The 11494-nt window shown below is 64.4% G+C and carries 8 protein-coding genes; 5 read left to right on the top strand and 3 right to left on the bottom strand.

The annotated features are described in order from the left end of the window. Together E4L98_RS01120 and E4L98_RS01115 are read right to left on the bottom strand one after the other, a co-directional pair. Positions 1–957 carry a homoserine kinase gene (locus E4L98_RS01120; RefSeq protein ID WP_135199723.1) on the bottom strand — a complete coding sequence of 319 codons (957 nt, stop codon included), beginning with the start codon at positions 955–957 and terminating at the stop codon, positions 1–3. A 33-nt stretch (positions 958–990) separates the two neighbouring features. Further along, entirely contained in the window at positions 991–1398 is a 408-nt protein-coding gene (locus E4L98_RS01115; protein ID WP_135199722.1) for a hypothetical protein, read from the bottom strand. A gap of 221 nt (positions 1399–1619) precedes the next feature. On the opposite strand from E4L98_RS01115, the gene polA reads away from it, so the two are divergent. The 3 genes from polA (at position 1620) to E4L98_RS01100 (ending at position 6200) form a co-directional block, all read left to right on the top strand. After that, positions 1620–4376, top strand: a complete 2757-nt coding sequence (polA, locus tag E4L98_RS01110; RefSeq protein ID WP_135199721.1) for a DNA polymerase I — start codon at positions 1620–1622, stop codon at positions 4374–4376. A gap of 71 nt (positions 4377–4447) precedes the next feature. Then, positions 4448–5329 carry a dienelactone hydrolase family protein gene (locus E4L98_RS01105; RefSeq protein ID WP_135199720.1) on the top strand — a complete coding sequence of 294 codons (882 nt, stop codon included), beginning with the start codon at positions 4448–4450 and terminating at the stop codon, positions 5327–5329. 166 nt (positions 5330–5495) lie between these two features. After that, positions 5496–6200 (top strand): ZIP family metal transporter, encoded by a 705-nt coding sequence (locus E4L98_RS01100; protein WP_371857156.1) that lies wholly within the window; start codon positions 5496–5498, stop codon positions 6198–6200. 70 nt (positions 6201–6270) lie between these two features. Here the strand turns inward: E4L98_RS01100 and E4L98_RS31135 are convergent, their stop codons facing one another. Continuing rightward, positions 6271–9438 (bottom strand): S8 family serine peptidase, encoded by a 3168-nt coding sequence (locus E4L98_RS31135; RefSeq protein WP_307722068.1) that lies wholly within the window; start codon positions 9436–9438, stop codon positions 6271–6273. A gap of 326 nt (positions 9439–9764) precedes the next feature. On the opposite strand from E4L98_RS31135, the gene E4L98_RS30465 reads away from it, so the two are divergent. Beyond that, entirely contained in the window at positions 9765–10640 is an 876-nt protein-coding gene (locus E4L98_RS30465) for a PEP-CTERM sorting domain-containing protein (protein ID WP_229257173.1), read from the top strand. Positions 10641–10658: 18 nt separating this feature from the next. After that, a partial coding sequence (locus tag E4L98_RS01085; RefSeq protein ID WP_135199718.1) for a hypothetical protein occupies positions 10659–11494 on the top strand: 836 nt, incomplete at its 3' end.

Below are 11494 nucleotides of genomic sequence, written 5' to 3'. Positions count from 1 at the left end.
TCAGTACAATCCAGGCGCCGGTGTGGCGATGCGTTCGCGCAGGATGCGCTCGAAGTGGGTGGGATCGTGCGGCGTCAGCATTTCGGCCTCGCGCGGCAGGTAGTAATCGTACAGGCGCGACAGCCAGAAACGCAACGCGCCGGCGCGCAGCATGGCCTGCCAGGCGTGCTGTTCGGCGCTGGTGAAGGGCCGCACCGCGTGGTAGGCGTCCAGCAGGGCGCGCACGCGGGCCGCGTCGAGCACACCGGTGTCGAGATCGATGCACCAGTCGTTGACGGTGACCGCGACGTCGAACAGCCAGGTGTCGCAGCCGGCGAAGTAGAAGTCGAAGAAGCCGGTCAGCCGCGCGCCGTCGAACATGACGTTGTTGCGGAACAGGTCGGCATGCACCGGTCCCACCTGCAGCTGCCGGTAATGCGCGCAGGCGGCGAAGGTTTCCTGGTAATGGATTTCGGCCTTGAGCAGATGCGCCTTGTCTTCCGGGATGTAGGGCAGCACCTTGGGCGTGGTTTCATGCCACCACGCCAGGCCGCGCAGATTCGGCTGTTGCAGCGGGTAGTCCTGGCCGGCCAGGTGCATGCGCGCCAGCATGGCGCCGACGGCGGCGCAATGTACCGGCTGCGGGTCCATCTGCGAGCGGCCGTCCAGCTTGCTGACGATGGCGGCCGGTTTGCCGTGCAGGGCCGTGATCAGTTCGCCCCTGTCATTGGCGACCGGCGCCGGCACCAGGATGCCGCGCTCGGCCAGGTGGCGCATCAGGTTCAGGTAAAACGGCAGCTGGTCGAACGACAGGTTCTCAAAAATGGTGAGCACGTATTCGCCGCGCTCGGTGGTCAGGAAAAAATTGCTGTTCTCGATGCCGGAGCTGATGCCTTTGAGCTCAAGCGCGCGGCCGAGCGGAAATTGGGTGATCCACTGGGTGACATCTTCCAGGGAGACCGGAGTAAAGACTGCCATGTGAAAGTGAGCTTGTATTCTGTGCGGTGCGGATTATTTGACGGCCGGCGGAGGCGGTGCATCGGGTTCGGGCGCCGCTTCTTCGTCCGGGGTTTTCTTTTTCTTCTTGCCGATATCGAATTCCAGGATCGTCCACTGCGGGCCGCGGTTGCTGCCGCTCAGCGCATCGCCGGGCAGGGCGGTGCCGGCCGGGTGGTTGGGACGCAAGGTATAGGTGCTCGGACCGCTTTTGACGGTGGCTTCGGTGACATTGCCGCTGTTGTCGCGTTTTTCCGTGATCTTGCCTTCGGCGCCGGGTTTGGCGGTGATGGTCACCGGGTCGTCCACTTCCTCGATCTTTTCCAGTTTTGGCGGCGCCTGGCTGGGGGTCGACTGGGCGTAGGCCTGGTGGGCAAACAGCGTCAGAAGCAGGGCAGGCCAGAGGGAGGAGGTGCGCGTCATGATGAATCGCCTTTAGCAGAGTAGAAGCCGCAGAATTTTTATGTATGATCCATTGTAACAAACAGACACGCATCCCTGTGGTTTATGCTGCCGTTTGCGCCAACATTGCCAGAATTGTCACGCAACACGACAGGCGGGGCCGCGCCAAAACCTGCGATAATGCGGTGTCCGTGGCAAAGCTGCCATTGTTGTAGTCGCCCCTCATCCCCATTTAGTACCTTATGCAAAATACCCTGTTGTTAGTCGACGGCTCCAGCTATCTTTATCGCGCCTTCCACGCGCTGCCCGACCTGCGCAGCCCGGACGGCCATCCGACCGGGGCCATGCACGGCATGGTCAACATGCTGCGCCGCCTGCGCGCGGACTATCCGGCCGCCTACATCGCCTGCGTGTTCGATGCCAAGGGCAAGACTTTCCGCGACGATCTCTATCCCGAATACAAGGCCACCCGCGCCGCCATGCCGGACGACCTGCGCCTGCAGATCGAACCGATCCACGAAGCGGTGAAAGCCATGGGCTGGCCGATCCTGATGGTGGACGGCGTCGAGGCCGACGACGTGATCGGCACGCTGTCGGTGGCCGCCGCGCAGGCCGGCATGAACGTGGTGGTGTCCACCGGCGACAAGGACCTGGCGCAACTGGTCAACGACAAGGTGATGCTGATCAACACCATGACCAACGAAAAGATGGATGAAGCGGGCGTGCTGGCCAAGTTCGGCGTGCCGCCCAACCGCATCATCGATTACCTGACCCTGATCGGCGACACCGTCGACAACGTACCGGGCGTGAACAAGTGCGGCCCGAAGACGGCCGTGAAGTGGCTGAGCGCCTACGATTCCCTGGACGGCATCATCGCCAACGCCGACAAGATCAGCGGCGCCGTCGGCCAGAACCTGCGCGACGCGCTGGCCTGGCTGCCGAAAGGCCGCGAACTGATCACGGTGAAGCTCGATTGCGACCTGTCCGGCCACATGGTGTCGATCAGCGAATCGCTGACCGCGCGCGAGGAAGACAAGGAGGCGCTGCTGGCCTTCTTCGGCAAATACGGCTTCAAGACACTGTTGCGCGAGCTGAGCGCGGCGGCCGGTCCGGCGGCGGGCGGCGCCGCCACCACGGTCACCGTGCAGGCCACCGCGCCGGTCGGCGGCGGCGATCTGTTCGCCGAGCCGGTGGTGACCGACTACGAGACCGTGACCACCGAAGAACAGCTGGACAAGTGGCTGGCGCGCATCGACGCGGCGGAACTGACCGCGGTCGATACCGAAACCACCTCGCTGGACCCGATGCTGGCGCAACTGGTGGGCATCTCGCTGTCGGTGAAGGCGGGCGAGGCCTGCTACATCCCGGTGGCGCACGCCTACCAGGGCGTGCCGGCGCAGCTGGAGCGCGAGCAGGTGCTGGCGAAGCTGAAGCCGTGGCTGGAGAATCCGGCCAAGCCGAAGGTCGGCCAGAATCTGAAGTACGACTCGCACATCTTTGAAAACCACGGCGTCAAGCTGCAGGGCATCCAGCACGACACGCTGCTGGAATCCTATGTGTTCGAGTCGCACCGGTCGCACGATATGGACAGCCTGGCGCTGCGTCACCTGAACCACACCACGATACCTTTCTCGGATGTCTGCGGCAAGGGCGCCAGCATGATCACCTTCGACCAGGTGGCCATCGACCGCGCCACCGCCTATGCGGCGGAGGACGCCGACATCACGCTGCGCCTGCACCAGAACATGATCGGCCAGGTGGAGCCGGACGAGAAGCTGAACTTCATCTATCGCCAGATCGAGCTGCCGACCTCCGTGGTGCTGCAAAAGATCGAACGCAACGGCGTGCTGGTCGATGCGGCGCTGCTGGCGCAGCAGTCGGCGGAGCTGGGCAAGCGTATCGTGGAACTGGAAGCCAGGGCGCATGAACTGGCCGAGCAGCCATTCAACCTGGGCTCGCCCAAGCAGATCGGCGAGATATTCTTCGAGAAGCTGAAACTGCCGGTGGTGAAGAAGACCCCGAGCGGCGCGCCGTCCACCGATGAGGAAGTGCTGCAAAAGCTGGCCGAAGACTATCCGCTGCCGAAAGTGCTGCTGGAATACCGCAGCCTGTCCAAGTTGAAATCGACCTACACCGACAAGCTGCCGAAGGGGATCAACCCCAACACCGGCCGCGTGCACACCAACTACGCGCAGGCGGTGGCGGTGACGGGACGGCTGGCGTCCAACGACCCGAACCTGCAGAACATTCCGATCCGCACCGCCGAAGGCCGCCGCATCCGCGAAGCGTTCGTGGCGCCGGCCGGCGCGCACATCGTGTCGGCCGACTACTCGCAGATCGAGTTGCGCATCATGGCGCACATCTCGGAAGACGCCAACATGCTGCGTGCGTTTGCCGAGGGCGTGGACATCCACCGCGCCACCGCCGCCGAGATTTTCGGCGCGGCGCCGGAAGAGGTCAGCAGCGAGCAGCGCCGTTACGCCAAGGTGATCAACTTCGGTCTGATCTACGGCATGAGCGCGTTCGGGCTGGCCAGCAACCTGGGCATCGAGCGTTCGGCGGCGCAGAACTATATCGACCGCTACTTCGCGCGCTTCGCGGGCGTGAAACAGTACATGGACGACACGCGTTTGCAGGCCAAGGCGCGCGGCTACGTGGAGACGGTGTTCGGCCGCCGCCTGTGGCTGCCGGAGATCAATTCGCCCAACGGCCCGCGCCGCCAGGGCGCCGAGCGCGCGGCGATCAATGCGCCGATGCAGGGCACGGCGGCCGATCTGATCAAGCTGTCGATGATCGCGGTGCAGAACTGGCTGGAAGCCGAGAAGCTGGGCACGCGCATGATCATGCAGGTCCACGACGAACTGGTGCTGGAAGTGCCGGATGCGGAGCTGGAACTGATCAAGCAAAAACTGCCGGAACTGATGGCCGGCGTGGCGCAGCTGAAAGTACCGCTGATCGCCGAGGTCGGCGTCGGCAGCAACTGGGATCAGGCTCATTAAAACGGGGTCTGTCCCCGGGGACAGACCCCGGGGACAGACCCCGATTGTGCAACTATTCAAGGGAGGTGTGCATGGATGATTTGATGCGGGACGCGGAGAGTTTGCTGGGTAAAACGGTGTCGGACGGCGTCGATCGCCGCGACTTCCTGAAGGTGGCGCTGGGCACCGGCTTTGCCGCCGCCACGCTGCCGGTGGTGGCCCAGAACGTGATCAAGACCGACACCGCCGGCCTCACCGCCGGCACCGTCCAAGTCAACGTCAACGGCCAGAACGTCCCGGTCTACCGCGCCCAGCCCGAGGGCAAGACCAATCTGCCCGTGATCCTGGTAATCTCCGAGATCTTCGGCGTGCACGAGCACATCGCCGACGTCGCCCGCCGCTTCGCCAAGCTCGGCTACCTGGCGCTGGCGCCCGACCTGTTCGTGCGCCAGGGCGACCCGACCAAGGTGGCTTCCATCGCCGACCTGCAGCGCGACATCATCTCGAAAACCCCGGACGCCCAGGTCATGACCGACCTCGACGCCGTGGTCGCCTGGGCCAGGGCCAATGGTGGCAATGGCGACAAGATTGCCATCACCGGCTTCTGCTGGGGCGGCCGCATCACCTGGCTGTACGCCGCCCATAACCCGTCCATCAAGGCCGGCGTGGCCTGGTATGGCCGCCTGATGGGGGAGACCAACGCCAACTTTCCCAGGCACCCGGTTGATGTCGCTGGCACTCTGACGGTGCCGGTGCTGGGCCTGTACGGCGCCAAGGACAGCGGCATCTCGCAGGAATCGATCGCGGTCATGAAAGCGGCGCTGGCCAAGGGGCCGAACAAGTCGACCTTCGTGATCTATCCGAATTCCGGCCATGCCTTCCACGCCGATTACCGCCCCAGCTACGTCGAGGCCGACGCCAAGGATGGCTGGGGCCGGGCACTGGCCTGGTTCAAGCAAAACGGCGTTTTTTAGTCAAAGATGAGCAGAAAAGCAGGCCGGACGGTAAAATAACGCCCCGGCCTGCCGCGCTCCGGCGCGCCCGGCTTCAGGTACTAGAGGCTATAACATCGATCCCGTACTCATTTCCATCATTCTGGCGACCACACTGGCTGGCGTAGTGAGCATCACTGCGGCGGCCGTGTTCTCGTTTACGCTGCTGTCGAAAGTGGTGGAGCGCATGGTCAGCCTGTCGGTCGGCATCATGCTGTCGACCTCGCTGCTGCACGCGCTGCCGGAAGCGTTCGAATCGCAGGCCAGCGCGCGCAGCCTGTTCGCCACCCTGCTGGGCGGGCTGCTGGCCTTCTTCCTGCTCGAGAAGACCGCCATCCTGCGCCATTCGCATCATCACGAGCATGATGGCCACCATCACCACCATGGCCACGACAAGCACGAGGCCGGCAAGGCCGGCTGGATGATCCTGGTCGGCGACGGCATGCACAATTTCACCGACGGCATCCTGATCGCGGCGGCTTTCCTGGCCAATCCGGAACTGGGGCTGGTCACCGGCCTGGCCATCATCGCCCACGAGATTCCGCAGGAAATCGGCGACTTCATCGTGCTGCTGAACGCCGGCTTCTCGCGCACCCGCGCCTACGTCTACAACCTGCTGTGCAGCTTGCTGGCGATTGCCGGCGGTCTGCTCGGCTACTACACGCTGGACCGCGCCAGCGGCCTGATTCCCTATGTGCTGGTGTTTGCCTCATCGGGCTTCATCTACATCGCCCTCAGCGACCTGATGCCGCAGATGCAGCGCCGGGCCACGCTGCGCGAGACCATCCCGCAGGTGCTGCTGATCGCGGCCGGCGTGGCCATCGTGGTGTTCCTGGTCGGCCACCACCATTAAACGCATTGGGGACAGACCACGATTTCGCAATCATTGCAAAATCGTGGTCTGTCCCCAGCGCTTGCGAAGCTTACTCGCTGGCGATGCTTTTGGTCATTGCCGCTGCGGCCGGCGTGACGTCGCGGGTATCGATGTTGAGCTCGGTGGTGGACAGCACGCGGCCATCCTGGTCACGCCATTGCAGACCGCCCAGATAACGCTTGCCTTGCTCCAGCCCGCTCCAGCTGACCCCGACATTCGCCAAGCCCGCCACTTTCACCGCATCCGGCAGGCTCACCTTGACGGCGCCCTTGGTGTCGTTGGGAATCGCGGTGGCGTACGACAGGGTGTAGTCGGTGCTGGTGCCGCTCTTGAGCTTGAAGCCGATCACGCAGATTTTCACCACCATCGTGCGCGGGGCGATCAGCGTGACGCTTTCGTTGGCGTCGGAGTGGCCGCTGTAGCCGAGCACGATGTTGTTCTCGTCCATGACCATCAGGTCGAGATCGTCATCGGCGCCGCCGGCCGTGTCGCGGTTGGACAGCTCGAAGCGCGCAATCGCGGTCTTGTCGGGGATGCCGATCGCGATCGCCTTGACGCCCGGGCTGCGCGCGGCGCAGGCTGCCCGCACGGCGCCCATGCTGTCCAGGCTGCCGGCTTTGGCCTGCTGCACGGTTTGCGCCGCGCGCGTGTATTCGCGCAGGCCGCCGCGCATCACCGCCAGCTTGCCGTTGTAGCCGGTCGCCAATTCGATCTGGCGGCTGCCGCTGACCGTGCTGGCGGACACCCGCGCCGGCGCGTCGACGCCGCCGTTGAAACGCGCCTGCAGCGGGCTGCGCACGTTGTGCTCGCCGTCATTCCATACCAGCTGGCCGAATTTCCATACGCCGTCCGCCGCGTCGGTGCGCGCCAGCGTCACGCTGTAGCTCCGGGTCTGGCCCGGTTCGAGCGTCAGCGTCGATGGCGTGACCGTCACGTCGAAGCCGTCGATGGCGGCGCTGGCGTTATAAATCGCCAGCTTGTCGCTCACGTTGGTGACGCTGCGGCTTACGGTCTGGGTGCCGACCACATTCGGCAGCGAAATCGAGGCCAGGTTCAGCGCATGGCTTTTCAGCGCGCCCAGCGTGCAATCGCTGCTCTCGCCAGTCATGCCGCACAGGTATTTCTGGTAGTCGGGCGCGCCGATGTCGTACACCAGCCCCGGATCGGCGGCGCCGTTGGGCACCACCAGTCCGGCGCCCTGGCCCCATGGCAGCGTGCCGTCCTGATCACCGCCGAGGTCGGTCGGCAGCACGGTGCGGGTGGTGGTCATCAGCGCCGATTTCACGGCGGCCGGCGACCAGCCGGGATGACGCTGTTTCAGCAGCGCCGCCAGGCCCGCCACGTGCGGCGTCGCCATCGAGGTGCCCGACATGTAGGCCGAGGTGCTGTAGGCCGGGCCGCCGCCGGCAATGACGGCGTCGCGCTGGGCCGTGCTCAGGCTGGGGGCGATGCCGGCCAGGATGTCGACGCCGGGCGCCGCCATGTCAGGCTTGAGCACGCCGCTGTCGAACATATTCGGGCCTCGCGACGAGAACCTGGCCAGCACCGGACCTTTCACCGCGCTCAGCGAGTTGGCCGAGAACGCCGCGGTGGCGCCGGGATTGGCGGCGTAGGCAGCGATGGCCTGACCGTCGTCGTAGCTGACGTGGACCGTCGGCACGCTGTAGATGTCGACAAACGTGCCGTCGCCGCTGTCCAGCAGGATCATGCCGACGCCGCCGGCGGCCTTGACCGCCTGGCCCGCCGATTCCGGGTTGTAGAAGCTGCTGCGCTGGCAGGCGACGATCTTGCCGGCCACTTTGGCCGGGTCGAGCGGCGCGATCGGGCGCCGGCCGCCGACGTCTTCGACACGGGTGCAGTTCGACGCCGCGATGCTGTCGGCGCCCGCGGAAGCGGCGTCCTCGGCGCGGATCACGGGCGCCGCCGGTAGCGGTTTGACGCCGGCCGAGATGCCGCTGTACTGCTGGCCATTGCCCAGCGTGACGATGGCGGTCGGCGCCTTGTCGACGGTGCTGGCAGCCACCGTGGTCAGCCACGGGGCGATGTGGGCGACGGCGTTGTCCGGGCCGGCGTTGCCGGCGGCCGCGGCGACGAACACGCCGGCTTCGACGGCGTGGCGGAACGCCTGTTCGACCGGATCGAGCGGCGTTTCGCCGCCGCTGATCGAATAATTGAGCACGTCGACGCCGTCGGCGACGGCCGCTTCGATCGCCGCCAGGCTGTCGCTGTTGTAGCAGGTGTTGCCGACCGCCTGCGGGCCGCGCGCCTTGTCCTGGTAGCTCCAGCAGATTTTGTACATCGCCACCCGGGCGTGCGGCGCCATGCCGCTGCGGGCGGCCAGCAGGTCGCCGTTTTCGGCCACGGCCGGGACATTGGCGTTGCCGGCCGCGGTGGAGGAGGTGTGGGTACCGTGGCCGCCGTCGCCGGCGGGGGCGCTGAGCGAATCGCGCGGCGAGCGGAATTCGCTCCAGTGGATCGCGTTGCCGCTGGCGCGGAAGCCGCTGTCGAAATAGCGCGCGCCGATCAGCTTGTTGTTGCAGTCGGCCGCGGTGTAACCTTCGCCGGTCTGGCATACGCCTTTCCAGCGCGCCGGCGGCGGGCCGTAGGCCAGGGTGCCGCTGGCGTCGAAGGTCGGCTGGCCCTTGCTGTCGACGCGGTCGGCATACGACAGGTTTTCCGGCCAGATGCCGGTATCGATCACGCCGACGATGATGTCCTCGCCGGCGTGCGCCTTGCCGCCCAGTTGTTCCCACAGCCCGCCCGGCTGGTCGAGGCCGAGGAAAGTCGGGGTGTAGTTGGTGACCACATGCTGCGCGACGTCGGGCGTGATGCGTACGGCCTTGCCGCTGGCCTTGAGGGCGCGCACTTCGGCATCGGTCAGATTGGCCGCAAAGCCGTTGAACACCACCTGGTACTCGCGGGTGACGGCGCTGGCCGGCAGCAACGCCTTGGCCTGCGCTTGCTGCGTGCTGAGGTAGGTGCGGTACTGCCGTGCGGCGTTCGCGTTCAAGTCCAGTCGTTGGCCGGGAGCGACCTTGGTGGCGCGCAAGCCGCCAATGTTACCGCTATAAGCGGCGACCGGCTGATCGGCGAGTTCCACGATGTAAGACCGGCGAACTTCGTCGGCATGGCTAGGATGGATCATGCCCAACAGCGGCGTGGTGGCAATTAACAGCCGCGTCAGACGTGAATGCCGTACCTTTTTTCTCTTTGCCATTAAAGCGCTCCCCGTGATAGTCAGTTAACTTTTTGAGCCAAAAAACGAATAGTTGAAGCTTATAATTTAACATCCAAGCAGCAATTATTTTCATGATATTTCGACATGTTGTTTAATCAAGACACACGTGAAATAACGTTTTCATGGCGGTTTTGATAATAAAAAATCATTGAAATCGTGCCGGTTTCATAGAGGAAGCGACCAGGCGACGGGATGCGAAATGTGACTGAAATTTTACCATTTGGACAAATAAAAAATTCATAACGATATGGACGATTGGTATCGGCATGTGCATACTTGGCTTCTTGTTAACTCAAGGAGTATCCATGAAAATCGCTGCACTCAACGCACTGGCCGCCGCCTGCCTGACGATGGCGGCCGGGCCGGTTTTCGCTGCCGCTTATGGGAGCGCTATCTTTGGCAATGTCCACGTGACGTTGATCGACCTGGATCCCAACGACGGCATCGCCGCCAGCATTTCATTTTTGCCTGGCGATAAGTATTACGACGGCGCTGAAATCGCCGGCACGGCGGCGTCCGGTCCATTGGGCAGCAAGCAGCCCGGCGCAAGTTACGAGCTGTTCGATCTGAGCGCGGCGTGGCGCAGCAACAGCCCGCACGCCACGGCGCAAACCAGTCTGGCCAGCGTCAGCGCCAGCGTGACCGGGTCCGGCAGCGGTATCGGTTTCAGCCAGGGCAGCCTGTCGGGTAGCGCGCTCAGCAGTGCGCAGCTGGGCGCCTCGTTCTACGGCGACGCCAAGCTGCCTGGCAACAAGAAAAGTGAGTTCGTCCTTTCCGCCAATACCCAGGTGATCTTTTCGATCGACGCGGCGCTGAGCGCCCGGACCACCATCGGCCGCAGCGCGGATGGCTTGACGGGCGAGGCGGTATCGGCGCAGATGTCCTTGTACGCCAGTGGATGGGGCGCCGACGGCTACACCTTGCTGGAGGACCAGCAAGACCGGCTTGCCAGTGTGGCGTGGACGGCCGGCGGTGCGGCCGATAGCTGGAGCGGCGCGATGTCGGTCAGCTATAGCAACCTCAGCACTGAAAGCAGCGATGGCAGCTTCTGGGCCGAAGCGCAGATCAGCGGCAACTCGATCACGACGGCGGTGCCCGAACCTTCGACCTACGGCATGCTGCTGGGCGGTCTGGCACTGCTGGCCGGCGTCGCGCGCCGCCGCCGCAATCCCGCCGTTTAACCGAGTACTGGAGAAGCGATGAAACACAAAGTCCTGCATACCCTGGCCGCGGCGTGCCTGGCTGCCGTTGCCGCGCCTTCGTTCGCCAACTCGACCGCCAGCGCCACCTTTGGCAACCTGGTGATCACCCTTACCGACCTCGACCCCAACGACGGCATCGCGCCGACGCTGACATACGGCGCGCGTGGTCCCTCCTCGATCGATAACTTCATGTACACCATGAGCGATGAAGGCGGGATCTCCAAGCAGGCTGGCAAGGTGTCCAGTTTGCCCACGGAGCAGTTATCGCTGGAGACCCGTACCAAGCTGGGTTGGGGCGTTTCCAGCGTGACGGTCGCCGACACCGTGGCCGGTTTCAGCGCGATGTCGGCGCATGGCGTGGCCGATAGCATCATCGGTGAATACGGCACCTACCGGTCGGTGGTGGCCGGTCCGCAGTCGCTCAGCGACTTCACCGTGTCGGCCAACACCAAGGTCACCTTCAGCCTGACGTCGGAATTGAAGACCAGGACCACCATGGGCTTCAATCTCGATGCCTTGGAGGGCGAGAGTGCGCTGGCAAAGAGTTCGTTGAGTCTGTTCGGCCAGGTGGGCAATGATTTCCAGTTCGACGGCAGCGAGCACACGGCGTATTCCTCCTACCTGGTCAATGACGACAACACCGTCACCGGCATGAGCGATGACTGGAGTGGGGTGCTGTCGGTCAGCTTCATCAACACCAGCGCCGCCTCGGCCAGCGCACAGTTACAAGCCTCCTTGTACCTGGAAGGGAAGTCGGCGAGCTGGGACGGCGTGACGCCGGTGCCGGAGCCGTCGCAATGGCTGGCCCTGAGCAGCGGCCTGCTGTTGCTGGG

This window comes from Duganella callida (assembly GCF_004614165.1).
Classification (GTDB): domain Bacteria; phylum Pseudomonadota; class Gammaproteobacteria; order Burkholderiales; family Burkholderiaceae_D; genus Rugamonas; species Rugamonas callida.
The sequence above is the reverse complement of the archived record's forward strand: the minus strand, read 5'-3'. Positions and strand labels throughout refer to the sequence as shown.

What these genes read in the sequence shown, in the direction of transcription:
- polA (WP_135199721.1), top strand. Translation starts at nt 1,620, where the DNA reads ATGCAAAATACCCTGTTGTTAGTCGACGGCTCCAGCTATCTTTATCGC.
- E4L98_RS30465 (WP_229257173.1), top strand. Translation starts at nt 9,765, where the DNA reads ATGAAAATCGCTGCACTCAACGCACTGGCCGCCGCCTGCCTGACGATG.
- E4L98_RS31135 (WP_307722068.1), bottom strand. Translation starts at nt 9,438, where the DNA reads ATGGCAAAGAGAAAAAAGGTACGGCATTCACGTCTGACGCGGCTGTTA.
- E4L98_RS01115 (WP_135199722.1), bottom strand. Translation starts at nt 1,398, where the DNA reads ATGACGCGCACCTCCTCCCTCTGGCCTGCCCTGCTTCTGACGCTGTTT.
- E4L98_RS01105 (WP_135199720.1), top strand. Translation starts at nt 4,448, where the DNA reads ATGGATGATTTGATGCGGGACGCGGAGAGTTTGCTGGGTAAAACGGTG.
- E4L98_RS01120 (WP_135199723.1), bottom strand. Translation starts at nt 957, where the DNA reads ATGGCAGTCTTTACTCCGGTCTCCCTGGAAGATGTCACCCAGTGGATC.